The 23,333-nt window shown below is 39.7% G+C and carries 28 protein-coding genes and 7 tRNA genes; 23 read left to right on the forward strand and 12 right to left on the reverse strand.

What is annotated here, in order from left to right:
• Positions 1–2 precede the first annotated feature (2 nt).
• From ABG082_RS02570 to ABG082_RS02595, 6 genes are all read left to right on the forward strand, one after another.
• The gene (locus tag ABG082_RS02570) at positions 3–1,010 is read left to right on the forward strand and encodes a PP2C family protein-serine/threonine phosphatase (protein WP_008346904.1); all 1,008 of its coding nucleotides are present in this window, start codon (positions 3–5) and stop codon (positions 1,008–1,010) included.
• A gap of 59 nt (positions 1,011–1,069) precedes the next feature.
• Entirely contained in the window at positions 1,070–1,399 is a 330-nt protein-coding gene (locus ABG082_RS02575) for an anti-sigma factor antagonist (RefSeq protein ID WP_019744215.1), read from the forward strand.
• Complete coding sequence (gene rsbW / locus ABG082_RS02580; protein ID WP_007496471.1) at positions 1,396–1,884, forward strand: anti-sigma B factor RsbW; 489 nt, start codon at positions 1,396–1,398, stop codon at positions 1,882–1,884. Before ABG082_RS02575 ends, rsbW begins: the two co-directional genes overlap by 4 nt.
• Positions 1,850–2,638, forward strand: a complete 789-nt coding sequence (gene sigB / locus ABG082_RS02585) for an RNA polymerase sigma factor SigB (protein WP_012009000.1) — start codon at positions 1,850–1,852, stop codon at positions 2,636–2,638. The genes rsbW and sigB overlap by 35 nt, the downstream gene beginning before the upstream one ends.
• Positions 2,638–3,237, forward strand: a complete 600-nt coding sequence (locus tag ABG082_RS02590) for a PP2C family serine/threonine-protein phosphatase (RefSeq protein ID WP_008346897.1) — start codon at positions 2,638–2,640, stop codon at positions 3,235–3,237. The genes sigB and ABG082_RS02590 overlap by 1 nt, the downstream gene beginning before the upstream one ends.
• Before the next feature lie 76 nt (positions 3,238–3,313).
• On the forward strand, positions 3,314–5,473 hold the full coding sequence (locus ABG082_RS02595; RefSeq protein WP_348936497.1) for a Tex family protein: 2,160 nt from the start codon (positions 3,314–3,316) through the stop codon (positions 5,471–5,473).
• A 19-nt stretch (positions 5,474–5,492) separates the two neighbouring features.
• Here the strand turns inward: ABG082_RS02595 and cmpA are convergent, their stop codons facing one another.
• The gene (cmpA, locus tag ABG082_RS02600) at positions 5,493–5,627 is read right to left on the reverse strand and encodes a cortex morphogenetic protein CmpA (protein ID WP_008346893.1); all 135 of its coding nucleotides are present in this window, start codon (positions 5,625–5,627) and stop codon (positions 5,493–5,495) included.
• Between the two features lie 99 nt (positions 5,628–5,726).
• On the opposite strand from cmpA, the gene ABG082_RS02605 reads away from it, so the two are divergent.
• The 9 genes from ABG082_RS02605 to ABG082_RS02645 all read left to right on the forward strand — a co-directional run bounded on the left by ABG082_RS02605 (position 5,727) and on the right by ABG082_RS02645 (position 7,433).
• The gene (locus ABG082_RS02605; protein ID WP_348936498.1) at positions 5,727–6,194 is read left to right on the forward strand and encodes a SprT family protein; all 468 of its coding nucleotides are present in this window, start codon (positions 5,727–5,729) and stop codon (positions 6,192–6,194) included.
• Between the two features lie 117 nt (positions 6,195–6,311).
• A tRNA-Asn gene (locus ABG082_RS02610) sits at positions 6,312–6,386 on the forward strand.
• A gap of 4 nt (positions 6,387–6,390) precedes the next feature.
• Positions 6,391–6,481 (forward strand) — tRNA-Ser (locus ABG082_RS02615).
• Between the two features lie 9 nt (positions 6,482–6,490).
• Positions 6,491–6,562, forward strand: a tRNA-Glu gene (locus ABG082_RS02620).
• 25 nt (positions 6,563–6,587) lie between these two features.
• Positions 6,588–6,662: transfer RNA gene (locus ABG082_RS02625), tRNA-Gln, on the forward strand.
• A gap of 32 nt (positions 6,663–6,694) precedes the next feature.
• Positions 6,695–6,770, forward strand: a tRNA-Lys gene (locus tag ABG082_RS02630).
• A gap of 7 nt (positions 6,771–6,777) precedes the next feature.
• A tRNA-Leu gene (locus tag ABG082_RS02635) sits at positions 6,778–6,860 on the forward strand.
• A gap of 48 nt (positions 6,861–6,908) precedes the next feature.
• Positions 6,909–6,992: transfer RNA gene (locus ABG082_RS02640), tRNA-Leu, on the forward strand.
• Between the two features lie 255 nt (positions 6,993–7,247).
• Positions 7,248–7,433: an ATP-binding protein gene (locus ABG082_RS02645; RefSeq protein WP_057078423.1), complete on the forward strand. Its 186-nt coding sequence runs from the start codon at positions 7,248–7,250 to the stop codon at positions 7,431–7,433.
• Positions 7,434–7,671: 238 nt separating this feature from the next.
• On the opposite strand, the gene ABG082_RS02650 is transcribed toward ABG082_RS02645, so the two are convergent.
• From ABG082_RS02650 to ABG082_RS02660, 3 genes are read right to left on the reverse strand one after another with little or no spacing between them, the layout of a single operon-like run.
• On the reverse strand, positions 7,672–8,193 hold the full coding sequence (locus ABG082_RS02650) for a hypothetical protein (protein WP_272512002.1): 522 nt from the start codon (positions 8,191–8,193) through the stop codon (positions 7,672–7,674).
• Positions 8,194–8,198: 5 nt separating this feature from the next.
• Complete coding sequence (locus tag ABG082_RS02655) at positions 8,199–8,990, reverse strand: SAR2788 family putative toxin (RefSeq protein WP_142154130.1); 792 nt, start codon at positions 8,988–8,990, stop codon at positions 8,199–8,201.
• Positions 8,991–9,001: 11 nt separating this feature from the next.
• On the reverse strand, positions 9,002–9,883 hold the full coding sequence (locus ABG082_RS02660) for a S8 family serine peptidase (RefSeq protein WP_348936499.1): 882 nt from the start codon (positions 9,881–9,883) through the stop codon (positions 9,002–9,004).
• A 410-nt stretch (positions 9,884–10,293) separates the two neighbouring features.
• Here ABG082_RS02660 and ABG082_RS02665 point away from each other — a divergent pair, with 410 nt between their 5' ends.
• A complete protein-coding gene (locus ABG082_RS02665) occupies positions 10,294–10,497 on the forward strand; it encodes a cold-shock protein (RefSeq protein WP_003214229.1) in 204 nt (67 codons plus the stop codon).
• A gap of 277 nt (positions 10,498–10,774) precedes the next feature.
• Here the strand turns inward: ABG082_RS02665 and ABG082_RS02670 are convergent, their stop codons facing one another.
• Positions 10,775–11,236 (reverse strand): CarD family transcriptional regulator, encoded by a 462-nt coding sequence (locus ABG082_RS02670; RefSeq protein WP_050826994.1) that lies wholly within the window; start codon positions 11,234–11,236, stop codon positions 10,775–10,777.
• A 250-nt stretch (positions 11,237–11,486) separates the two neighbouring features.
• The gene (locus tag ABG082_RS02675; RefSeq protein WP_050826995.1) at positions 11,487–12,536 is read right to left on the reverse strand and encodes an NAD(P)-dependent alcohol dehydrogenase; all 1,050 of its coding nucleotides are present in this window, start codon (positions 12,534–12,536) and stop codon (positions 11,487–11,489) included.
• Between the two features lie 223 nt (positions 12,537–12,759).
• Here ABG082_RS02675 and ABG082_RS02680 point away from each other — a divergent pair, with 223 nt between their 5' ends.
• A complete protein-coding gene (locus ABG082_RS02680) occupies positions 12,760–13,161 on the forward strand; it encodes a MerR family transcriptional regulator (protein WP_017366673.1) in 402 nt (133 codons plus the stop codon).
• Between the two features lie 42 nt (positions 13,162–13,203).
• Here the strand turns inward: ABG082_RS02680 and ABG082_RS02685 are convergent, their stop codons facing one another.
• Positions 13,204–13,935 carry a glycoside hydrolase family 16 protein gene (locus ABG082_RS02685; RefSeq protein WP_348936500.1) on the reverse strand — a complete coding sequence of 244 codons (732 nt, stop codon included), beginning with the start codon at positions 13,933–13,935 and terminating at the stop codon, positions 13,204–13,206.
• A 245-nt stretch (positions 13,936–14,180) separates the two neighbouring features.
• Positions 14,181–14,891, reverse strand: coding sequence for an alpha/beta fold hydrolase (locus tag ABG082_RS02690; protein ID WP_202734685.1), 711 nt, complete (start codon positions 14,889–14,891; stop codon positions 14,181–14,183).
• A 214-nt stretch (positions 14,892–15,105) separates the two neighbouring features.
• On the opposite strand from ABG082_RS02690, the gene ABG082_RS02695 reads away from it, so the two are divergent.
• The 5 genes from ABG082_RS02695 (at position 15,106) to ABG082_RS02715 (ending at position 19,678) form a co-directional block, all read left to right on the forward strand.
• Positions 15,106–15,678: a TetR/AcrR family transcriptional regulator gene (locus tag ABG082_RS02695; protein ID WP_007496442.1), complete on the forward strand. Its 573-nt coding sequence runs from the start codon at positions 15,106–15,108 to the stop codon at positions 15,676–15,678.
• A gap of 79 nt (positions 15,679–15,757) precedes the next feature.
• The gene (locus ABG082_RS02700; RefSeq protein WP_019743363.1) at positions 15,758–17,197 is read left to right on the forward strand and encodes a DHA2 family efflux MFS transporter permease subunit; all 1,440 of its coding nucleotides are present in this window, start codon (positions 15,758–15,760) and stop codon (positions 17,195–17,197) included.
• 186 nt (positions 17,198–17,383) lie between these two features.
• Positions 17,384–18,277: an alpha/beta hydrolase gene (locus ABG082_RS02705; protein ID WP_348936501.1), complete on the forward strand. Its 894-nt coding sequence runs from the start codon at positions 17,384–17,386 to the stop codon at positions 18,275–18,277.
• 150 nt (positions 18,278–18,427) lie between these two features.
• Complete coding sequence (locus tag ABG082_RS02710; RefSeq protein WP_019743360.1) at positions 18,428–18,805, forward strand: MmcQ/YjbR family DNA-binding protein; 378 nt, start codon at positions 18,428–18,430, stop codon at positions 18,803–18,805.
• A gap of 111 nt (positions 18,806–18,916) precedes the next feature.
• A complete protein-coding gene (locus ABG082_RS02715) occupies positions 18,917–19,678 on the forward strand; it encodes an SDR family NAD(P)-dependent oxidoreductase (protein WP_342494518.1) in 762 nt (253 codons plus the stop codon).
• Positions 19,679–19,823: 145 nt separating this feature from the next.
• Here ABG082_RS02715 and ABG082_RS02720 read toward each other — a convergent pair whose 3' ends face one another.
• Positions 19,824–20,402, reverse strand: a complete 579-nt coding sequence (locus tag ABG082_RS02720) for a UPF0715 family protein (protein ID WP_317328699.1) — start codon at positions 20,400–20,402, stop codon at positions 19,824–19,826.
• Between the two features lie 25 nt (positions 20,403–20,427).
• Here ABG082_RS02720 and ABG082_RS02725 point away from each other — a divergent pair, with 25 nt between their 5' ends.
• Positions 20,428–21,576 (forward strand): type II asparaginase, encoded by a 1,149-nt coding sequence (locus ABG082_RS02725; RefSeq protein ID WP_255233615.1) that lies wholly within the window; start codon positions 20,428–20,430, stop codon positions 21,574–21,576.
• Between the two features lie 34 nt (positions 21,577–21,610).
• On the opposite strand, the gene ABG082_RS02730 is transcribed toward ABG082_RS02725, so the two are convergent.
• The 3 genes from ABG082_RS02730 to ABG082_RS02740 all read right to left on the reverse strand — a co-directional run bounded on the left by ABG082_RS02730 (position 21,611) and on the right by ABG082_RS02740 (position 23,303).
• Positions 21,611–22,504 (reverse strand): alpha/beta hydrolase, encoded by an 894-nt coding sequence (locus ABG082_RS02730; protein WP_348936502.1) that lies wholly within the window; start codon positions 22,502–22,504, stop codon positions 21,611–21,613.
• 56 nt (positions 22,505–22,560) lie between these two features.
• Positions 22,561–23,013, reverse strand: a complete 453-nt coding sequence (locus tag ABG082_RS02735) for a MarR family transcriptional regulator (protein ID WP_019743356.1) — start codon at positions 23,011–23,013, stop codon at positions 22,561–22,563.
• Between the two features lie 104 nt (positions 23,014–23,117).
• Positions 23,118–23,303, reverse strand: a complete 186-nt coding sequence (locus ABG082_RS02740) for a hypothetical protein (RefSeq protein ID WP_008346727.1) — start codon at positions 23,301–23,303, stop codon at positions 23,118–23,120.
• Positions 23,304–23,333: the final 30 nt, after the last annotated feature.

Raw genomic sequence — 23,333 nt, forward strand, 5'->3', positions numbered from 1 at the left:
CCATGGATTTTAAGGAGGTAATGGAGCAGCGGTATCATCAGCTGCTCAGTCGTTATATCAGTGATTTAACTGAAACATCGCTTTATCAAGCTCAAAAATTTAGCCGAAAAACCATTGAGCATCAAATACCTCCTGAAGAAATAGTGAGTGTTCACCGAAAAGTGATTCAGGAGCTTTACCCTGATTTGCCGGAAGATGTCTTTCATTCACTAGACTTCTTAATTGAAGTGATGATTGGATATGGCCTTGCCTACCAGGAGCATTTAACACTAAGAGGCATCCAGCAAGAAATTAAGTCGGAAATTGAAATTGCTGCAAATGTTCAGCAAACCCTTCTGGAAACGAAAATTCCAGAAGGAGACACATTTGATATCGGAGCCATCAGTGTGCCGGCAAAACAGATGAGTGGGGATTATTACCATTTCGTAACAGATCACGATACAATCAATATCGCGATTGCAGACGTCATTGGGAAAGGAATTCCAGCTGCGCTCTGTATGTCGATGATTAAGTATGCGATGGATTCCTTGCCAGAGTCAGGCAGCGGCCCAACAAAAGTGCTCAAAACCCTTAATCGTGTGGTCGAGCAAAACGTAGACCCAAGCATGTTTATCACCATGTTTTATGGCAGCTATAATAAAGAAACACATGAATTTAAGTACGCATCGGCTGGACATGAGCCGGGCTTTTTCTATTGCAAAAAAGAGAATCAATTTTACGATTTAGATGCAAAGGGTCTTGTCCTTGGAATCGCACCAGACTTTGATTACAGGGAATATGAGCAGCATTTGGACGTAGGAGATATGGTGATCTTATTTTCAGATGGGGTCACCGAATCCAAGTCAGAGGACGGCTTCTTAGAGCGCGAAGATATCAAAGCGCTCATAGCAGAGCATCTTTCCTATTCAGCGCAGGAAATGGTCGACGCTATCTATGCAAGCTTACTCAAATTACAAGATTTTCAGCTTCACGATGACTTTACTTTACTTGTCCTTAAAAGAAAGGTTTAGAAAGTGAATATGCGGGTATATAAAACTTTAGGAAACAAGAATTTCGAGGTGAATGCATAATGAATATGTCTGTAAAAGAGCATCAAATAGATCATAAGACGAAAATTAGTGTCAGCGGAGAAATCGATGTGTACTCTGCTCCTGAGCTGAGAGAAACCCTTATGCCCAAAGCAGAGCAAGGAGAGCATCTTGACATTTGTCTGAAGGATGTTACTTACATGGATAGTACAGGTTTAGGTGTGTTTGTTGGGCTGTTCAAAGCGGCTCAAAAAGCAGGAGGATCATTAAAGCTTGAGAACTTGTCGGATCGGCTTGTCAGATTGTTTGAAATCACTGGACTAAAGGACATCATTGACATTTCTGCAAAGTCAGAGGGTGGGGTACAATGAACGAATCAGTAGATCTAATCGAGATGAAAATACCGGCGAAACCAGAATACGTAGGCATCATTCGTCTGACTCTTTCAGGCGTTGCAAGCCGGATGGGCTATGCCTACGAAGAGATTGAGGACTTGAAAATTGCCGTCAGTGAGGCGTGTACCAATGCAGTTCAGCATGCCTATAAAGGTGCAGATGGCGAAGATGGAGAGGTAGCGGTTCGCTTTCTTGTCTATGAAGATCGTCTAGAAATCATTGTCGCTGATAAAGGCGGTAGCTTTGACTTTAAGCAAAAGCAGGAAGACCTAGGGCCGTACACATCTGCTCATACGGTGGATCAATTGGCAGAAGGAGGTCTTGGTTTATACTTAATGCAAACATTGATGGATGAAGTCGAGGTGCAAGCAAACTCCGGAGTTACCGTGGCAATGACAAAGTTTTTAAACAGGGAGCGAGTTGACCATGACACAACCATCCAAAACTATGAAACTAACTAAAGATGAAGTGGATCGCCTCATTCAAAGCTATCAATCCAACCAAGACGAGCAGGCGCAGCTGACACTAGTTGAGTGTTATACAAACCTTGTGGATATGCTCGCGAAGAAATACTCCAAAGGAAAAAGCTTTCATGAGGATTTAAGACAAGTTGGAATGATTGGTCTACTCGGCGCAATTAAGCGTTATGATCCACTTGTCGGTAAATCATTTGAGGCATTTGCCATTCCAACCATTATCGGGGAAATCAAACGCTTTTTACGTGATAAAACATGGAGTGTCCATGTACCAAGACGAATTAAAGAGCTTGGACCAAGAATCAAGATGGCAGTTGATCACCTGACAACGGAAACGCAAAAGTCACCTAAAGTACAAGAAATTGCAGAATATCTAGATGTAACAGAAGAAGAAGTTCTTGAAACAATGGAGATGGGCAAAAGCTATCAAGCGCTGTCTGTTGACCAAGGCGTAGAGGCTGATTCTGAAGGAAGCACTGTGACGATTTTAGACGTCGTCGGCTCACAAGAAGAAGGGTACGAACGTGTAAACCAAAAAATGATGCTTGAAAGTGTGCTTCACGTTCTGACAGATAGAGAAAAAGAAATTATCAATCTCACGTATTTGCAAAATAAAAGCCAGAAAGAAACAGGCGATTTACTCGGCATATCTCAAATGCATGTATCAAGGCTGCAGCGGAAGGCAGTTAAAAAGCTACGAGATGCATTGTCAGAAGATGCGTCTATGGAGCTAGGGTAATGAAGCAGATTGAACAGCATGAGCATGTAAACGCCATTATCTATCAATCGAACAAAGAAGGAAAATCATGCTGCGGGGACAGTTTTTTTATTAAAGCAGATGATGAAGAACTAATTTGTGCTGTAGCAGACGGATTAGGCAGCGGCCAGTTCGCCAATGAATCATCTTCTTTAGTCAGCGAAATTGTCGAAGAATATGGACATGAGGATGTAACAACCCTCATCGATAGATGCAATCAGGCCATGAAAAATAAACGCGGGGCCACTGTAGCCATATTAAAGGTGAATTTTTCCCAGCAGCAGTTTACCTATTGTTCGGTTGGCAATATCCGATTTATCTTGAATGCACCTTCTGGCGACTATATTTATCCACTTCCGACATCAGGATATCTATCAGGTAAACCTAGAAAATATAAAACATACACCTATTCCTACGAAAAAGGATCGACATTCATTATGTATTCCGACGGACTGAATGTGCCAAACATGCGAATGTGTTTAAAGCATAGCCATTCAGTTGCAGACATCGCCAAACAACTTGAAACATACACACAAGACAAGAAGGACGATCTCACCTATGTACTTGGTCAGCTTACATGAAATAGCTGACCTTTTTTCTGTTTTGCCGGTTTTTTTGATACACTAAAAGAGAAGACACAGTGAGGGGATGCAAAGTATGAAGACATCTGACTTTTTATTGAAACAAATTGCGACAGAATTAAAGCTTTCAACAAAACAAATTGGAAGTGTGATCCAGCTATTAGAGGATGGCAACACCGTCCCGTTTATTGCACGTTACCGGAAAGAGCAGACAGGCTCACTAGATGAGGTGCAAATTCAAACCATTTCTGAACGCTATACATATATCCAAAATGTGATGAATCGAAAAGAAGAAGTGATTCGCTTAATCGCTGAACAAGACAAATTAACTGATGAATTAAAACAGAAGATCGAGCAGGCGCATAAGTTGCAAGAGGTCGAAGATTTATACCGTCCATTTAAACAAAAGCGTAAAACAAAGGCAAATGTAGCCAAAGCAAAAGGACTTGAGCCGCTGGCAGAGTATTTACTGAAGCTGCCAAACGATGAGATCGAAAAGAAAGCATCGGCTTTTATCAATGAAGAAAAAGAAGTCACAACAGCAGAAGAAGCACTGGAGGGCGCCCAGCACATCATTGCTGAACAGCTTGCGGATGATCCTGATATGCGGAAATGGATTCGCAGTGAGACGTACCAAAAGGGAAGTCTTGTCACAGCAGGAAAAGACGTTGAAAACGATGAGAAAAACGTCTATGAAATGTATTACGACTATCAGGAGCCGATTAAAAAAATTGTGCCTCATCGTGTGCTCGCGGTCAACCGAGGCGAGAAAGAAGGGATTTTGAAAGCAGCCATCGAACCACCTGCTGAAAATATTCGTTTCTACCTCGATAAACAAGTCTTAAAAGGCAAGCAAACGACGGCGAGACCTTACATTGAAGCGGCCATTGATGATGCATATAAACGCCTGATTCAGCCATCAATCGAACGAGAAATACGAAAAGAGCTGACAGAAAAAGCAGAGGAACAAGCCATTCATATTTTCGCTGAAAACTTAAGAAAGCTCCTGCTTCAACCGCCGATGAAAGGGAAACGTGTACTTGGGGTGGACCCTGCGTTTCGTACAGGCTGTAAATTAGCCGTCGTGGATGATACAGGAAAAGTCCATCATATTGGCGTCATTTATCCGCACCCGCCTGTGCAGAAAAAAGCGGAAGCCAAACAAAAAGTGAAAGAAATCATTCAATCATCCAACATTGAAGTCATTGCGATCGGAAACGGAACAGCTTCAAGAGAGACCGAACAATTCATCGCAGACTTGATCCAAGAGCTGGACCAGCCAGTTTCATATTTGATCGTGAATGAAGCAGGGGCAAGTGTATACTCTGCATCTGCACTGGCAAGAGAAGAGTTTCCAGACTTGCAAGTGGAAGAAAGAAGTGCCATTTCCATCGCCAGAAGGTTGCAGGACCCATTAGCAGAGCTTGTCAAAATAGATCCAAAATCTGTCGGTGTGGGACAATACCAGCACGATGTGAGTCAAAAGCAATTAAACAGCTCGTTAACTTTTGTGGTAGAAACGGTAGTCAACCAGGTCGGTGTGAACGTTAATACAGCTTCACAGGCACTGCTGCAATATGTGTCAGGTCTTTCAAAAGCCGTCGCAGGGAACATCGTCAATCGCCGCGAAGAGATTGGCAGATTCACAAGCAGAAAAGAGCTGAAGGATATCCCAAGGCTTGGTGCAAAGACTTATGAGCAGTGTATCGGCTTCCTGCGCATCACAGATGGACAAGATCCACTTGACCGCACAGGTATTCACCCTGAAAGCTATAAAGAAACAAAACAGTTTTTACGCATGATTAAGATGACGCCAGACGATCTTGGTACAGAGCAGTTAAAAGAGAAAATCGCAGAGGTCAAGCTAGACGAAGCCGCACAGCAGCTTGACATTGGTCCAATTACACTCCAGGATATCATCGATCAGCTGACAAGACCTGAGCGTGATCCGCGCGATGAAGTACCGAAACCTCTTTTGAAAACGGATGTGTTGAAATTAGAGGATTTAAAGCAAGGAATGGAGCTGCAAGGAACGGTAAGAAACGTCGTAGACTTCGGCGCATTCGTTGATATTGGTGTCAAGCAGGATGGACTTGTCCACATTTCGAAGCTGAGCAACCGCTTTGTGAAGCACCCACTTGACGTCGTGTCAGTTGGTGACATTGTGACCGTATGGGTAGACTCCGTTGACCAGGCAAAAGGCCGAGTGGCTCTTTCGATGCTAAAACCAGAGTAAACAAAAAACGAGGCGCACCTTAGGATGGGGTGTGCCTTGATGTGACTGAATGTTTTTTTCTATAGAAGTACCAGCATTGATTAAGCAATTTGATTTGATAATGATTTTTCTCATAAAATGCTTTCTGCATCTGATTTTTCAGCCAGTTGGGCATCGCCCATTCCTCCTTTGATCAAAACAGTGGGTGTACCTTCAATGTATGCAAAGGGGAAATTGTCCCGTTCGAGGTTTTTATAGAAAGGAACGATCTTGATTGAACGAAAGAGAGTTACAGCAGTTAACAGAAGACATTTCAAAGCAGTTCTTTGGTAAGGCATTCCGTCATCAAGCGGTTTTCAACCCCCGTTTAAAAACGACAGGCGGGAGATATTTACTTACAACACACCATATTGAGCTAAATCGCCGATATCTTGAGGAGCATGGCAGAAACGAATTGATCGGTATCATTAAGCATGAACTATGTCATTATCACCTGCACCTTGAAGGGAAGGGCTATCAGCATCGGGACAGGGATTTTCGTGAACTCTTGCAGCAAGTAGGAGCCCCGCGCTTTTGTACCCCGCTGAAGACCGTTCAAAAGAAAAAAAGAGTGGTGACGCTTCATTATTATGTGTGCACAGGATGCGGAAGACGTTATACGAGGAAGCGCCGATTTGACACCACGCGATATGTCTGCGGGATTTGTCATGGGAAGTTAAAAAAGGAAGGGGAAAAGGCTTGACTGTTATATTAGTATATGTTAAATTATAAAAGCCGTCGCAAATGGAGCAGGAATGAAACGTTTAAAAATTCTTGACACATTTTTCTGGCATAGATATAATGAAACATGTCTTATTATTCCGCAGTAGCTCAGTGGTAGAGCTATCGGCTGTTAACCGATCGGTCGTAGGTTCGAGTCCTACCTGCGGAGCCATAATGGAGAAGTACTCAAGTGGCTGAAGAGGCGCCCCTGCTAAGGGTGTAGGTCGCGCGAGCGGCGCGAGGGTTCAAATCCCTCCTTCTCCGCCATTATGATATGGCCCGTTGGTCAAGCGGTTAAGACACCGCCCTTTCACGGCGGTAACACGGGTTCGAATCCCGTACGGGTCATGTTTTATTTTTTATGTTGATTCGTTGGGCTATAGCCAAGCGGTAAGGCAACGGACTTTGACTCCGTCATGCGTTGGTTCGAATCCAGCTAGCCCAGCCATTTTTTTATATATGTTTTTCTGCATAGCAGATGAGCCATTAGCTCAGTTGGTAGAGCATCTGACTTTTAATCAGAGGGTCGAAGGTTCGAGTCCTTCATGGCTCACCATTGTCACGCGGGTGTGGCGGAATTGGCAGACGCGCTAGACTTAGGATCTAGTGTCTTTATGACGTGGGGGTTCAAGTCCCTTCACCCGCATTGTTTTTTCAAACAGTGCACTTATGAATATATGAGCACATCATACACGCGGTCGTGGCGGAATGGCAGACGCGCTAGGTTGAGGGCCTAGTGGGTGAATAACCCGTGGAGGTTCAAGTCCTCTCGGCCGCATCTAAGAAACCAAAGGTTGTAGACCTTTGGTTTTTTTGTATTATCTAAATGTAGCTGGCAGGATAGCTCAAGCTTCACCAAAAGCAAAAAATAGAGTATCAAATGAATGAGGGCGTATTAGGTGCGTTCTTACATTAATGCTAAGTTCTCCATCTCACAATCAATAATGGATGCTTTACATGATGATGAGAAAGGAAACTTTGGTGTCGTTTTTACATTTGACGAACCGGGTGAAAGGGAAGATGCTTGAAATAGATGAATCTTGAACCAAGTGAAGAAGATCAAAAGATGCTTGGATCAATGTTTCAAAGCCAATGCCTGATTAAAGATATTTACGGGCGTACCTCTAAAATCTTAATTGAATGCCTGTTTGAAGAGTGGATGGGGACTTTCGAGACCAATAAAAGTGAAGTGGCCTATGTTGAAGAGATGTATTTTTAAAATTTCGTTCATAATTGAGCGGCTTTTTTATTTGTATAAAATCAACTTTTGGGAGGTTTGGTACAATACATAATTTCTAGGTTGAAGGTCTAGTGAGTGGATGAATAACCTATAGATGTTAAATTCTTCTCAACCGTATTTAAAGAAACCAAAGGTTTATGAACCCTTGGTTTCTTCTTATCGATGGCTTCTTTGCATTTTTGTATCAGAAGCTTAATATAAAGAGCATTGTTTAATTTTACTTTTCATAATATGTGTCATACAATCCTTGATAGTGGTTTTTTAAATTTTGTATTAGATTTTGGTCATAAGAGATAAAGTCGATCACATCTTCGCTAATATAGACAAGATAGTTCTCATTATAAATAACAATATAGGATGAACGCATTCCTTTCACAACACTTTTAATATATTGATACACTTCCTCAAAACGAATGTTTTTAATAGTTGTAAATATGACATTAGCATCTATTTCATCGTGATAAGTAATGGTTTCAGACCAATTTTTGATCTTTATATACTTGCCTATATTTGTTTTTTCTCGATACCTGCGATCATTTTTAATATAACCCGAAATAAAGGTAACATTAATTTCTTGTTGATGATCCAGTGTCTCGGATAATATATCTTTTAGTAAACTAAGTTTCCCATTGTCAAAAAGTTCAACTCCAAATCGAACTCTTAATTGGGGTGAAACTTGAAAAAAAGGAATTTCCATATTTTTTGTAAAATTTATGTGGAATTTTTTGATTTTATCCATGATATTTAATCTCCTATTCTTCTTAATTCAGCATCATAAGTCCCTGATCTAGTCTTTTTACTTGCTAAATTCTTTACTGTTGAAGCGCCTTTCCAAGTACCACCATTATGCCCATCATTATCTCTAGTAATATATTTAGGTCCTTTTCCTTTTCCACGTTTATAAACTTTGGCACCTTTAGAAATATAATTTGTTGCAGAGTAACCCAATTGTTTTGCAACAACCTTAGCTACTGTTTCTGAACTTTTTACCATAGTTCGGATAACGTTAGGTCCCCATTTTTTTATTGCTTGTTTTAGTCCTTGCTTTGCAATAAAACCTACAAGTACTCCGACAAGAGGTAAGATTGAAGCAGTCATTTGATCAGTATCGACAGTATATTGTTCACCAGTTTCTTGATCAATAAAAATCGCTTTTAAATCAGAACTATTCGCACTTAATATAATAATAGAGAAATCTTTCTCTATATCGTTACCATATTTATCTTTCAATAATGCATTAGCAGTAATCAAACCTGTTTCATTATTATAATCGATAACACTTTTTAAATAAATTTCTTTAGTATCTAATGTTGAAACAAAAGTATCGATATTGTCTTCTGTGAATTGTTTAGTTGCTACATTATCGTTAGAAAAATCTTTGCTTTCATCTTTCTCTAAATAAATTTGATCTGTATTTTTATGTGTTCCCGCTATGTTATCTGACATTTTTTCTAAATCATGTGCAATTACGAAACCTGTTGGAATATAAGCTGTAAATAAAGCTAAAACAATAAGAGAGATAAAATATTTTTTCATTGTAATTCCTCCTAATTTTTGTATTGAATAAGACCGTTTCCGTATATAGAAATTTCCCCTAACTTTTCAGCGCTATTTATGATCTCCTCCTTGTTTTTAAGACCATTCTGTATGAATAATGAAATCACTCCAGAAGCATAAGCAGTTGCAAAGGAAGTTCCACTTTGTATTTCAATAGAACCTTCTGTGTTAATTACTGGTACATTAACACCAGGGGCGACAAAATCAATTTTACCTTGCCCAGCATAAGCAAAAATTTTTTTGTTTTTATCAACGGCAGAAATAGATAAAACATTTTCATATTTTGCAGGATAGTCTGTTGACAGTCCTAAGTTATTACCAGCTGAAGCAACAATAAGAATTCCTTTTAAATGTGCTTTTTCAATAGCAGCTTTTAAACGCGAATCATCTTTAGCAAAACCAAAGCTTAAATTAATTATATCTACACCCTGTTTAATACTCCATTCTATGCCTTCTATAGTATCAGAAGGCTCGCCTTTTCCGTGTTCATCCAAAACTTGAATATCATATAAATTGGTATTCTCGGTAATTCCTATTTTTGTATTTTTAATTTGAGTATTAGTAAGTATGCTTGCAATCATTGTTCCATGTGGAAAAAATGGCTTAGTTTCTGAAGTGCGATCAATTGCATTGTATGTATTTTTAATATGTTTTTTTATTTGGGGTATGTTTTGTTCAATTCCACTATCCAGTACTGTAATTTTTACTGGTTGGGTTTTTGTTATTTCTATTTTCTTATTAGGTAAAGTCATACAAATTGCCCAATTATTATCACGATGTTCTTTTGATAATTTAAATTTCGTGGTCTCATGTTTTTCACAACCTACAATGTATAAAAGACATAAACAGATCAATATATATTTTTTTATCACCAACTATCACTCCAAATTAAAAATACATGATTTTCTATTGTATATATAAATAATGTGATTTTTAATAAAATATGGGTAAAAAAACATTATATAACAAATAATATAATGTTTAAATTCAACTTTGTTAAATATTTATTATTGATATTTATGTTATCGTTCTTTAATATACTTAAATATTTTTAAAACTAATAGGAAGTCTGATTTTTATATAATTGAAATAAACGTTTTGTGTAATGAATTTCGAGTTAACATATTAAAAAATTGCAATAATTTCCGATTCATGTTACAATAAGAATAATTATTTTTGTTCGGCGTAAAGGATAGCATGAAGAAAGACTTTTCGTCTTGAGGATACTTTGGGCAAGGATAGTATAATACATTGTGTGGTAACGCACTAGGAGGCAACAAACATGGAACAAGGTACAGTAAAATGGTTTAACGCAGAAAAAGGTTTTGGATTTATCGAACGTGAAGAAGGCGACGATGTATTCGTACATTTCTCAGCTATCCAAGGTGACGGATTTAAATCTTTAGACGAAGGTCAAAAAGTAACTTTTGACGTAGAGCAAGGTTCTCGTGGAGCTCAAGCTGCTAACGTTCAAAAAACTGCTTAATCTTCATTTTTAAAACAGGTTCTCTGTAGAGAGCCTGTTTTTTTGTGTTTTCATTTATTTCTGCAATAAAAAACCCTACTCAACGTACAAGTAGGGAGATGTTACAAGGTAATCGTAAAAAAATTCATGCTTCAAAGGTTTATCAACAGTATAGCATATTGGATTTACAATATGCGGAATTTGCCTAAATAAATTCTTTTTTCTTTACTGGTCGAAGATAGAGGGATTTGTTCGTAGAGAAAATGTATTCAAAAAATGGGGAAGCAGGTAGACAATATTAGCAGAAACTCTTGATTTGTTTTTCAGTGATTCCTTTGATGACTTCTAGCTCACTAAGCAAATAACCATGAGCATCGTCAAGCATTTTCTTTTCGCTGGCATTCAGTTTTTTTTCTTTCTTCATCCGCATGAGATCACGTACCACTTCAGCGCCTTCTAGTATGTGGCCCGTTTTTATTTTGTCTGTGTTGATTTTATATCTCTCTTTCCATGGCAATAACTTATCTGATGTTCCATTTTGGAAAGTGTGTATGATGTTCTTTAAGGCAAGTATATCTGTAACAGGTCTTATCTTTGACCTTGACATCTTCCTTGTAGGAATCATCACTTTCATATGGCTAACGGCCATCTTAATGACATAATACGATTGTTTTTCATCAGAGAATTCTTTTTCTTCTATGGCTTCAATTATACCTGCTCCGTGCATTGGATAAACAATATTATCACCAATTTGAAACATATCATCCGCCTCCATATCATGTATCTACTTTAAGGGTACCACATTTAGAGGTAAAATAATCAAATTTTTAATAATAACATGTTTATTTATTTTCTGTCAATAAATTTGGTTCTAAAAAAGTGAGATTTTTTCATGAAAATTTCGGGTGGTTTTTGATCATATCCTCAAGAATCCTTGCTACAAGAAAAACAGAATATCCATCATTAAAAAAAGACCAGACATTGAGCTGGTCTTTCCAAATAGAATCCGATCATAATGTTGAAATATCAATCACAAATCGATAACGCACATCACTATTTAGCACACGTTCATATGCTTCATCGACTTGGTTTGCGTTGATCACTTCAATTTGTGGTGCGATATTGTGAGCAGCTGCGAAATCGAGCATTTCTTGTGTTTCTTGGATGCCACCAACGAGTGAGCCGGCGATGCTGCGACGCCCCGTAATTAATGAAAACACATGGAAGTTGTCTGGCTTTGGTGGTGCACCGACGTTCACTAATGTTCCGTCAACACGAAGTAAGGACAAATAGGCATCCACGTTGATATTGGCAGAGACGGTATTGAGAATGAGATCATATTGACCGGCTAGTGTCTTAAACGTATCAGGGTCACTTGTAGCAAAATAGTCTTTTGCACCAAATGACAGGGCCTCTTCTTTTTTATTCAAAGAGCGGCTTAATACAGTCACTTCAGCGCCAAGTGCGCGTGCAAATTGAATGGCGACATGACCTAGACCGCCCATTCCGACAATCGCCACTTTTTTGCCAGGCCCAGCCTTCCAGTGTTTTAACGGAGAATACGTTGTGATGCCGGCACAGAGAAGAGGGCTGGCGACATCGAGGGAGAGCTGGTCAGGAATATTGACAACAAATCGTTCTGTCACAACAATTTTCTGACTGTAGCCGCCGTAAGTTGGTTCTCCATCATAATCGAGGTTATTATAAGTTTGAACGACTCCTTTCTTGCAATATTGCTCATCTCCATTTTGGCAATATTCACATGTACCGCAAGAATCGACAAAACAACCGACGCCTACACGATCACCAATGTTGAATTTCGTGACAGCATCCCCTACAGCTGAAACAACTCCAGTAATCTCATGACCCGGAACCATTGGGAAAATACCGCCGCCCCATTCATCAAAGGCACTGTGGATATCTGAATGACAGATCCCGCTAAACTGAATATCAATTAAAATATCATGTGGACGAAGTGCTCTTCGTTCAATGGTTGTCCGTTCAAAGTTTGCTTTTGCATGGGAAACACTTAAAACGTTTGATTGGTGCGTCTGACACATTCTTGATCATCCTTTCAAAAGTAAGATTCGGTCCTTCCTCTATACTGTACGTCTTAAAGTGAACTTTAAGTCAACATGGAACCTTCTGATCGCCTGAATTCAGGCTTTAGTATCAGCCTTGAATCAAGATTTGAGCCAAAAGTATCTTGTCTTCTCGATTAAAATGGAGATGATGGGAAAAGGGAGATCGTCAAGTAAGAGAAAGAAGAGAAGGGTGAAAACAATGAAAATAGCACAAGCCGCCAAGCAGCTCGATTTATCTACTGCTACGCTCAGGTATTATGAGAATATAGGTTTAATTAGACCGATCAGGCGTGATGAAAATGGTGTTCGTGATTATACAGAAGAAGATATTCAATGGATAGAATTTATTAAATGTATGAGAAATGCGGGTCTGTCAATTGATGCTCTTAGAGAATATACGGCTTTATTTATCGAGGGAGAGGATCGTACATTGTCCTCAAGGAAGCGTATTTTGGTCAATGAGAGAGAAAGACTCGTAGACAAACAAAAGGAAATCGAAGAAACGATTAAACGGTTAGATTACAAGATTGAAAGTTATGAAGATATTATCCACAGTTACGAACAAAAACTAGTTCATCAATTAAAAACGAGCTCTATTTAAATGAAGAAAAACCTGTGACTTGTCACAGGTTTTGTGATGTGGTTATCTTTTTGTGTAACGTACCCAATTGTAATGAGCGTAAAGTGGAGTAACACCGTTGTAGGAGCCGAGCCATTCATCGACACCTGCACCATTCCATAAGTTCATCATAATCTTTCCTGGTGTTTGAGGGATTTGAGTAGTAGCCGTATGTTTTAATTGACCGTCCACATACCATTTAATCGAGTTAGGCTGCCAGTCGAACGCATATGTGTGATAAGAGTTTGCTGCATCAAAACCAAGGTTGACGATTTTTTCATGATTTCCGACACCATTGGTATAATAGTTAAATTGTACCTTCGTGGTATCTTTTCCGAGAAACTCAATGTCAATCTCATCCCAAGGTGTACCATCCGTCGGTCCAGTATAAGTAAAGAACGAAGATACGATCCCAATATTTTTGGCTGGTTTCATGCTGACTTCATAAAGTCCATAGCCATATGTTTGAACGGAGCGGTTTTCCCCACAGTCAAACTTATTATACGAAGGACTAGTGAGCGATAATCGCATTTCCCCTAACGACGTCATGGAGACATTGTTTGCGCGCCACGTACAGTTAAACATATTTCCATTCGAGTACCCATCAGCTTTTTGCCATAACCCGGTATTGTAATTGTTAAAGGGTTCATAGAATGATCCACCAGTTTGTGCCGAGGCGCCAGCTGTAAATGTGGACAAGCTCAAGCATAACCCAGCGACAAGCAGCATCAGCATCCGTTTTACACGATAAGACATATAAGCATTCTCCTCTCCTTTTTTGGAAGCGCTTTCTTTATTGATCATACATGATTCTTGTAAAATGGAAAATCGGTCTAATTTCTGATATTAAGCAGTTGAGTTTGATAGAATCTTCTCTTATTTCATGGGAATTGAGGTATCAATAGAAAAGGATCAAAAACGCCAGTAGTGTTGATTGGGTTTTTCATCCTTTACATATGTTTTCTCTTTTTCATCCCAAAATATTTATCTTATGCTGTTTACTATCTTTCTGTAACTGCGATATCTAATAAACAGTCCACAAGCTCTTTTTTTCTAGAATAGAAAGGGAAATGATCGGCATCAAGGGTATAGATGCGCTCAAAAGGTTTAGTGGCATACATTTGTCTTTGCAAGTCAATCGGAATGGAGCGATCATTTGTTGTTTCAATATAGACACTGGGCACTCTTCCAAATCTTTCATTGGTTAATGAAACTTGATCTTCAAAAGGCTGAACAGGCTGTGGACGTATTTTCTTTTTAAACAATTGCAGATCTTCCTCCGAACTTTCGTTGAGCATATCCTTCGCAATGAATTCTTCCATTAATGTGATGGTCTGATTCTTTTCGTCAAACGTTGCTTTAGGACCGCCTGATGCGATATCACTAATAGCTTGTCCGTTTTCAGGAACAAATGCACAGACATATACTAGTTTTTTGATCTTGTCTGGAATGTTCTCAGCTACTTGTGAGATCACCATCCCGCTCATACTGTGTCCAACTAAAATGACGGGTTCGTCTATTTTTTCAATCGTTGTGACGACTTTGTTTACATAGCTCTCTAATGATACGTCCTGTGGAGGCGTGGCGTCTTCGCCACTGCCAGGTAAATCAATTGCTATCACTGTATGACCTTTCTGTTGAAGAGAAGGTTTTATTTGGTCCCAGCACCAGCTTCCTTGGAATGCACCATGAACGAATAGGAATGTATTCAATCCAATCACCTCAATCACTTTTTGTAACCATTATAGTTACAACAGGTGGATCAGTCAAATGATAGTAAAAATCGCCAGAAAAGAATGATTGACAAAGCGGACAGTTGTCCGTAAGATAATACCGGGACAATTGTCCTAAATGAAACCTAAAGAGCCTTGATTCAAAACATACAAATAGATGTGATGTGGATGAAGCTAGAGAAGGTGAGATAGCATGGAAAAGGATATTGGAAAGGAAATTGAAGAGGTCGCTTTCTCTTTGTTTCAAGAGTTTGGTGTAGAGAATGTCAGCATGCATAAAATCGCAAAAACAGCTGGTGTTGGTCAAGGGACCCTTTACCGCCGCTATGCAAATAAAAGTGATTTGTGTCTCTCTATTCTTGGTGAGAGATTTGAACAGCTGATCCCTGCTTTGCATCTTTACTTAAATAAAATAAGTGATCAGCCAGTTCAAGATCGTTTGCAATATGTTCTCGAGGAGATCCATCTCATCGTTGGTCATCACTTAGACTGGATTCGGATGCTGACGATCTCTGGAAATTTAGAGCAGACAAGTAAGGTGTATGATTCTCATTACAGTCAATCACTCAAACAAATCATTCGTGATTTGCTCGAGGAAGCGAAAGAAAAAGGAGAAGCGAACATACAAGACATTGAGTTGACGACATTATGTATGTCCTCTCCAATGACGCCTGAACTCATGTTTTATATTCATGAATCCGGCTACTCAATCGAAAAAATTGCACAATTCGCTGCAGAAAGACAGGTTTTGTCTGTCTTTTCCTAGACATTGAAGTGGCTCATTTCTGTCCAGTCTAACTACTTATGGTTCATCAAAATTGAAAAAGAAAAGGAGCCAACTTAATATGAATAAACAGCAAACAGCAGCTTCCGACATTCGAACGCTGCCCATTATTATTTCATTTATCACAGCTGGATTTATTGGACTGTTCAGTGAAACGGCATTAAACATGGCGCTGAGAAGTTTAACATTAGACTTTGGTATTGAAGCAACGACTGCTCAGTGGCTGACCACCGGCTATTTATTAACACTGGGGATTCTCGTTCCGATTTCTGGCCTCATTCTTCAATGGTTTACAACAAGACAGCTTTTCATAACCTCACTGGTCTTTTCGATCATCGGTACATTTATTGCCGCAGTTGCACCAGTCTTCAGTATTTTAATGGTGGCACGTGTGGTGCAGGCAGTAGGAACAGCCTTGCTCCTTCCATTGATGTTTAATACGATTTTGGTCATCATTCCGCCTCATAAAAGAGGTAGATCAATGGGGATTATTGGTCTTGTCATTATGTTTGCCCCAGCAGTTGGTCCAACGGTCTCTGGTCTCATTCTTAAATCGTTAACATGGCATTGGATTTTTTGGATTTCGCTTCCGTTATTAGTTGCTGCACTCGTATTTGGGTATATTTTTATGCAAAATATTACGGAACCCACAAGACCGAAAATCGACATTTTATCGATTGTGCTATCAACCATCGGTTTCGGTGGAATTGTGTATGGCTTTAGCAGTGCCGGTGAAGGCGGCGGCTGGAGCAGTATGCATGTGATTGTGGCGATTGTTGTAGGTGTCATTGGCATTCTTGTGTTCTCCCTAAGACAGTTAAATATGAAAGAACCGATGTTGAATTTAAGCCCATTTAAATATCCAATGTTTGTGATCGGGTTACTTCTGATCTTAGTGTGTATGATGGTGATGCTGTCTGCTATGATGATTTTGCCATTATATCTGCAAACGTCCTTGGCACTGTCTACATTTACAGCTGGTTTAATGCTATTGCCAGGTGGAATTATCAATGGACTGCTATCGCCAATCATGGGTGGGCTTTTTGATAAATTTGGGCCGAAATGGCTTGTCATCCCAGGTCTTGTCATCGTTGCAGCGACCATGTTTGGCTTCACGAACTTAAGTATGAATACGTCAATCGGTTATATCGTGACGCTTCATATTACGTTAATGGTTGGGATTGCGATGATCATGATGCCTGCCCAAACAAACGGTTTGAATCAGCTGCCGCCAGAGCTATATCCGCACGGTACAGCGATTATGAATACATTGCAGCAAGTGTCAGGAGCGATTGGGACTGCGGTTGGTATCTCGATCCTTTCATCAGGAGCTCGCAGTTTTATGCAAAATGTGGCTGATCCCGCAAATCCAGTCAATCAGCTGCTCGCCTTTACAAATGGCGTCCAGCATGCCTTTATCTTTGCTGTCATTATGACAGTGATTGGCTTGGTGATTGCTTTCTTTATTAAACGAGTGAAAGTAGAACAACAAGTATCATAATATATGAAAAGCACTGAGGACTTAGCGCCGCAGTGCTTTTTTTATTCATAGGGGTGAATGCTTGTTTCAAAGGAGCTGAAAATGGGGAGATAGATAAAAAGCAACGACTCTCTGACGACATTGAAGGAAAAGGCGAAATTCGTAACGAATGGATAGAGATAAAAGAATAAGATAGGAGCTGAGATCATGAACTTAGACGAACAAATCAAAATGGCTGAGTCATTACGCCAACCGCCTGAAGATTCATTAGCTGGTCAATCAGAACTAAAGCCAGTCCACCCTCCTGAAGTGAACAAAATGGAATATGATATCCCAACGGGTGCTGGTGAAACAAAGGTGTGGGTATTTAAACCTGTGAAAACATTGAAACAACCCCTACCTGTTTTCGTGAATTTGCATGGGGGCGGTTTTATACTTGGAAGTGCTGAAATGGATAATCACTGGTGTCCGGTCATAGCAGATCGTGCGGAGTGTATCGTCGTCAATGTGGAGTATCAACTGGCACCGGAACACCCTTTCCCGGCCGCTCTTCATGAATGCTACGATGTGCTGAAATGGTTATATGAACATCCTGATGAACTACAAATAGACCCAAATCGATTAGCCATTGGTGGACATAGTGCAGGTGGGAATTTGGCAACAGCGGTTTGTCTGCTTGATATCCAAAAAGGGAACAAACTTCCGATTGTCTATCAAGTGCTTGACTATCCGCCGCTTGATTTAGCTACTGATCCAGCACAAAAGCCAGCGTTTGAAGAAGCAATTCCAGTTGAAATGGCGAGACTGTTTAATGCCTTCTACCTGCAAGGTCAAGATCCGCACAATCCGCTCGTTTCTCCAGTCTTTGCAGAGAGAGAAGTGTTAGCACAAATGCCCCCAGCTCTTGTTATCACAGCTGAGAAGGATTCACTAGCTGAAGAAGCTGAGCATTATGCGGACAAGTTAAAAGAAGCAGGGGTAGATGTCACATACAAACAATTTAAAGGAGTCCCTCATGCGTTCACTCATGCCGGAGATTTAGAGATAGCTGAAGAGGCTTGGCATTTGATGAGCGATCAGCTTAAGAAGGCGTTTGAATAAGAAATATTCGGATATCAGTAAAAAGCACAGACCTTTATTTCTGTGCTTTTTTTGTGTTCTTGCTGACGTCTTGAAAAGAAGTATAGATACAACAATCGCAGCTGTCGATATAATAGAAAGATAGAAGACATCTAAAAAGGAGCTAATAGAATGAAAAAAGAGACACTACAGGCATTTTGTCTTTCTTTACAAGGAGCAACCCACGACTATCAACCTGAGTGGCAGGCAGATCGTTATCATATAGGTGGAAAGATGTTCGCCATGATGGGGGGAGATGTCGATCGCAAGCCAGTCATCACTTTAAAATGTGATCCGCAACGCGCTGAAGAATTAAGAGAAATGCATGAAGGAATTATTCCCGGCTATTACATGAATAAGACGCATTGGAATTCTATTTATCTTGATGCAGATATTCCATCTTCATTTGTCGAAGAGCTAATTGAACATTCCTATCAACTGGTTTTTCACAAATTAACAAAAAAAGCTCAGCAGGCTATCCTCCAACATGATTCAAAAGAAACCGATTAAAAGCTGAACGTTCAGTTGTTCATGACTCTTTGAATCTCTTCAAAATTGACTAGAGTCACATGCTCTCGCTATACTTTAAACAGCTAGAAGATACGAATAGGGGGATATACAATGGGCTATACAGTCATTACAGGGGCAAGTTCAGGTATTGGGTATGAAACGGCTTTGGCCTTTGCAGCAAGAGGAAAAAATCTGATCTTAGCTGCACGCCGGCTTGATAAACTCCAAGAACTGAAAGAAAAGATTCTAGAAAAATATCCCGATATTCAAGTGAAAGTCCAGTCTGTTGATTTAACAGACAGAGAGCAAGTGTATTCTTTCTATGAGTCATTAGCTGGTGATGAGCTGGATACGTTCATTAATAATGCCGGGTTTGGCCATTTTGGTTCAATAGGAGAGCAGGATGTGAAAAAAATTGGGGACATGCTTCATCTCAATATTGAAGCGTTAACAATTTTATCCACTCTATTTGTCCGTGATTATGAGCAAAAAGAGGGGACGCAGCTAATCAATATCTCTTCAAGAGCGGGTTATACCGTCGTCGGAAATGCTGTCACTTATTCAGCCACGAAATTTTATGTGAGCGCCTTTACTGAAGGGCTGGCCCTAGAATTGAAAGAAAAAGGAGCCAAATTACAGGCAAAAGTATTAGCGCCTGCTGCGACAGAATCGGAATTTGCAAAGCGTTCATTAGATGTCGATCAATTCGAATATGAAGGCACTATCAAGAAATATCACACATCAAAAGAAATGGCAGCGTGCTTGCTTGAGCTTTACGCCAGTTCAAAAACAGTTGGTATCGTTGATGGGAAGACATTTGATTTTGAATTGAAGGACCCCATTTTTTCACACGCTGGCACAAGCATGAAATAAAAAGTTCCAATCACTGAGGATAGATTCTCTTAGCGACTCTTATTCATCATTCAAAACCCATGATCACATCAGTAGGTCACCGCGCCGAAAAATGTCTTGGATAATGTGGAGCACTGTCAACACATACTAGAATCGATAAAAACACCTACACATTAGGTGTTTTTTTATGCATTCTTTGATGAATGAAAGAATCGCAGGTCCAGTAGATGAGACTGCTGACAATCATGATCGGAAGGGATGTTGAGCTCTCAATTCCATCCATAACAAAAAGCATGACAATCATTGCTATCAGTAAGTAAGCCGCTAAATAAAGAGGATGAAAAGCCTTGGGCTGTAAAGAAAACAACAACTGTAAAGGTACCGCAAAGATGAAATAATAAACAAAAAAGATGGGAGTGTAAAGCATCATAAACGCAGGCTCGCCCTGAATCGGTGGATATAAACATACGAACAAGCTGAGTAAAATGGAACTGAAGAATAGTGTGAGTAGGATTTTGTAAAATGGTTGAACGGAACGCACTGTATGTACTCCTTTTTTGTAAGATTTCCTATATTTTATCATAAATGGGTCGAGAACAATTTCTGAAGTCAATTTAGGTATTAAGATATAAATAAATTTTGATAATAGTGTCCTTTTTCCTTTATTTGGTTCTGTGACTTTCACCTCATGCTGATGAATGAAGGAATGGTATAAAGTAAACCCTATAGACAGATAATTATTCATCACATTTAAGAAAAGAGATGATCTTATGAACGTAACAAAATGGTTTGGTGCTGCCCTTCTTACTGTTTCACTATTGGTGACCGCAGCTTGTGCGAACGATAGCACTCAAGAGAAGAATCAAAGTAATCAAGAAAGCACTACCAGTGAAACAAAAGAAAAAAACACGGCTGTTGAGACAGGGAACAAGTCTTTATCCAATATTAAGGTGCTGGCAACAGGCGGAACGATTGCCGGTAGTTCAGACAGTAATACGGATACGACTGGATATAAATCTGGTGCACTTGGAATCGATAAAGTCATTGCTTCCGTACCACAGCTGAAGGATATTGCAAATGTCACGGGTGAGCAAGTAGCGAACGTCGGCAGTGAAAATGTGGATAACGCTCTCCTTTTAAAATTAGCGAAACGAGTCAATCAGCTTTTAAATGATGATCAAGTGGATGGCATTGTGGTGACACATGGTACAGATACGTTAGAAGAAACGGCCTATTTTTTACATTTGGTTGTAAAAAGTAATAAGCCAGTGGTGGTCGTGGGTTCCATGAGGCCGGCATCTGCCATTAGTGCGGATGGCCCGCTTAACTTGTATCATGCAGTGAAAATTGCTTCGACAAAAGAAGCCAAAGGCAAAGGTGTAATGGTGACATTAAATGACCGAATTGCCTCTGCTCGTTTTATTACGAAGACAAATACCACCACAACCGATTCGTTCAAGTCTCTTGAGCAAGGGTACATTGGAGAAGTGGCGGGTGAAGTTGTCTCTTTTTATAACGAACCGACAAGAAAACATACAGCTGACAGTGAATTCGATATTTCAAAGCTAAAAGAGCTGCCGCAAGTGGATATCTTATACGGCTATCAAAATGATCAAAAGTATGTGTATGATGCTGCCGTTAAAGCAGGAGCGAAGGGTATTGTCGTTGCCGCCGCAGGAAATGGAACGATGTCAACAGAAGCGATCAATGGGGCAACAGATGCTGTGAAAAAAGACGTGGTGATTGTGAGGTCAAGCCGTGCAGGAAATGGCATTGTCACACATGAAAAAATGGATGATGAACATCATTTTGTCTCATCGGATTCATTAAATCCACAAAAAGCACGCATTCTACTCATGCTGGCTCTGACGAAAACAAAAGATCCAGATAAAATTCAATCCTATTACGAGCAGTATTAAAAAGAAAAAGACCCGACGTATCATTGGGTCTTTTTTATATGTGTACCTGATGTTCAGCCCGTTTTTTTAAAGAGAGTAAAATGTCTCTCCAAACATCATCTATATCAGTCAGAAAATGTCCTGCTTGCTCGATATAGTGCGTTTTGGCGTTTGGAATGTTGGGAGCCATTCTTTCTATCTCTGCAAAAGGGGCCATCTGATCCTCTTTTCCATGCCAGACATCCACAGGGATTTGTATATCTTTCATATCGAATGCCCATGACCGTGAGAGTAAATCTGGTTCATGAATACATTCATCAACCGATTGACGAGTAGCTTCGTATAAATGCCGCATCATCAGCTCCAGTTGCTCATCGGTTTGAAGAAATTGCCGATCCGATGGATGTAAATGTTTGTTCCCTTTTTTCGTTAGTTTCTTGAATTTCTCTGGTTTCTTTTCAATTAGTTTTTTTTGAGCGCGATAACTTGCCTTTAAGAGCCAAGGCATTCTTTTACTGAGGAAAAAGGCAATCTTGTTCTCCTTTAGCATACTTTTAGGCGGTTTACCATCCTGAAATGGGGTGGTACTTGAGACGAGAGCAGCTGAAAGAATGCGGTCTGGCAATTGATAGGCACAACCAGCAGCGAATGCCCCGCCTCCAGAGACACCAATCACTGAAAAATGGGAGATGTCAAGATGATCGGCCACTTCCTGTACGTCTTTTGCCCAGTCTAAAATGGTACGGTCAGGTTGCGGATCAGATAAACCAAAACCAGGTCTGTCTAAAGAAATGAGACGAATGCCAAGCTCTTTTGAGATTGGATCATCATCTAAAAACATCACTCTCGATCCAGGTGTCCCATGAAAAAAGAATACTGGGAATCCTTCAAGATCACCGTATTGAGACAAACCAATATGACGTCCATCTTGCAAATGAATCCTGTCCATTTGATCATCCCTTTCATCGTTTATCTAACTTACATATTCATGCATGAAACGCCGAGTTAAGGCGTTTCTTTCGCAATTTGATAGATTTTTTCGTAAAGCGATAATAATGTTTTTAGATCTTCTTTTGAAAGCTTGGCATAGTATTTTTGAATAAGATGCAGCTGAATTTTTTCAATATCTTTATGATAGTCATGGCCCTTTTGAGCAAAATCAACAATGATTTCTCTACGGTTATGTGGGTTAATCTCTCTTTTCACATATCCAAGCTGTTCAAGCTTTGATATGAGCTGGCTAGCGGCACTAGATGAAATGGAGAAATAATCAGCTAGTTCATTGATTGTTCTCGTCTTCGACCGCAGCAATTCAAGTGTCAGTTCTTGTTTGCTTGTTAAATCTGCATACTCATTTTTTAAGAATCGTTGATACTCTTCTACATAGATAGAACCTAGTGCATTTGAGTACTCAATGATTTTTTTGCTGTAATGAATGATATCCTCATCCAATGACATCACCTCTTTTCTCCTATATTATATGTGATCTTAATATTTAAGTGAAGTTAAATGTTAAGAAAAATTAAATAAAAAAGAGAATAAACTTGATGAGAAAATGACCTCTATCTCCACTTTTTCATCAACAATGGACAAAGAATACTTCCTGTCATCCCTAAGCATTCATAAAACATAGTTGGTTTGATTTTAAACAGGTAATAGACCAAGGTGGCAATGAACAGGTCATAAAAGAAAAACAAGTATACGTCCTTTTTGGTGATGGCAAAAATGATCGTTTTGTTTGTTTTCACTTAGATTCACTCCTTTGGAAGTAGAGGACT

This window comes from Bacillus sp. BS1807G30 (genome assembly GCF_040047675.1).
GTDB classification, from domain to species: domain Bacteria; phylum Bacillota; class Bacilli; order Bacillales; family Bacillaceae; genus Bacillus; species Bacillus altitudinis.

What these genes read in the sequence shown, in the direction of transcription:
- ABG082_RS02715 (WP_342494518.1), top strand. Translation starts at nt 18,917, where the DNA reads ATGGGCTATACAGTCATTACAGGGGCAAGTTCAGGTATTGGGTATGAA.
- ABG082_RS02705 (WP_348936501.1), top strand. Translation starts at nt 17,384, where the DNA reads ATGAACTTAGACGAACAAATCAAAATGGCTGAGTCATTACGCCAACCG.
- ABG082_RS02730 (WP_348936502.1), bottom strand. Translation starts at nt 22,504, where the DNA reads ATGGACAGGATTCATTTGCAAGATGGACGTCATATTGGTTTGTCTCAA.
- ABG082_RS02720 (WP_317328699.1), bottom strand. Translation starts at nt 20,402, where the DNA reads ATGAATAATTATCTGTCTATAGGGTTTACTTTATACCATTCCTTCATT.
- ABG082_RS02665 (WP_003214229.1), top strand. Translation starts at nt 10,294, where the DNA reads ATGGAACAAGGTACAGTAAAATGGTTTAACGCAGAAAAAGGTTTTGGA.
- ABG082_RS02575 (WP_019744215.1), top strand. Translation starts at nt 1,070, where the DNA reads ATGAATATGTCTGTAAAAGAGCATCAAATAGATCATAAGACGAAAATT.
- ABG082_RS02590 (WP_008346897.1), top strand. Translation starts at nt 2,638, where the DNA reads ATGAAGCAGATTGAACAGCATGAGCATGTAAACGCCATTATCTATCAA.
- ABG082_RS02675 (WP_050826995.1), bottom strand. Translation starts at nt 12,536, where the DNA reads ATGTGTCAGACGCACCAATCAAACGTTTTAAGTGTTTCCCATGCAAAA.
- ABG082_RS02570 (WP_008346904.1), top strand. Translation starts at nt 3, where the DNA reads ATGGATTTTAAGGAGGTAATGGAGCAGCGGTATCATCAGCTGCTCAGT.
- rsbW (WP_007496471.1), top strand. Translation starts at nt 1,396, where the DNA reads ATGAACGAATCAGTAGATCTAATCGAGATGAAAATACCGGCGAAACCA.
- ABG082_RS02645 (WP_057078423.1), top strand. Translation starts at nt 7,248, where the DNA reads ATGAATCTTGAACCAAGTGAAGAAGATCAAAAGATGCTTGGATCAATG.
- ABG082_RS02725 (WP_255233615.1), top strand. Translation starts at nt 20,428, where the DNA reads ATGAACGTAACAAAATGGTTTGGTGCTGCCCTTCTTACTGTTTCACTA.
- ABG082_RS02735 (WP_019743356.1), bottom strand. Translation starts at nt 23,013, where the DNA reads ATGTCATTGGATGAGGATATCATTCATTACAGCAAAAAAATCATTGAG.
- ABG082_RS02655 (WP_142154130.1), bottom strand. Translation starts at nt 8,990, where the DNA reads ATGAAAAAATATTTTATCTCTCTTATTGTTTTAGCTTTATTTACAGCT.
- ABG082_RS02695 (WP_007496442.1), top strand. Translation starts at nt 15,106, where the DNA reads ATGGAAAAGGATATTGGAAAGGAAATTGAAGAGGTCGCTTTCTCTTTG.
- ABG082_RS02670 (WP_050826994.1), bottom strand. Translation starts at nt 11,236, where the DNA reads ATGTTTCAAATTGGTGATAATATTGTTTATCCAATGCACGGAGCAGGT.
- cmpA (WP_008346893.1), bottom strand. Translation starts at nt 5,627, where the DNA reads ATGCCCAACTGGCTGAAAAATCAGATGCAGAAAGCATTTTATGAGAAA.
- ABG082_RS02685 (WP_348936500.1), bottom strand. Translation starts at nt 13,935, where the DNA reads ATGTCTTATCGTGTAAAACGGATGCTGATGCTGCTTGTCGCTGGGTTA.
- ABG082_RS02680 (WP_017366673.1), top strand. Translation starts at nt 12,760, where the DNA reads ATGAAAATAGCACAAGCCGCCAAGCAGCTCGATTTATCTACTGCTACG.
- sigB (WP_012009000.1), top strand. Translation starts at nt 1,850, where the DNA reads ATGACACAACCATCCAAAACTATGAAACTAACTAAAGATGAAGTGGAT.
- ABG082_RS02650 (WP_272512002.1), bottom strand. Translation starts at nt 8,193, where the DNA reads ATGGATAAAATCAAAAAATTCCACATAAATTTTACAAAAAATATGGAA.
- ABG082_RS02710 (WP_019743360.1), top strand. Translation starts at nt 18,428, where the DNA reads ATGAAAAAAGAGACACTACAGGCATTTTGTCTTTCTTTACAAGGAGCA.
- ABG082_RS02700 (WP_019743363.1), top strand. Translation starts at nt 15,758, where the DNA reads ATGAATAAACAGCAAACAGCAGCTTCCGACATTCGAACGCTGCCCATT.
- ABG082_RS02595 (WP_348936497.1), top strand. Translation starts at nt 3,314, where the DNA reads ATGAAGACATCTGACTTTTTATTGAAACAAATTGCGACAGAATTAAAG.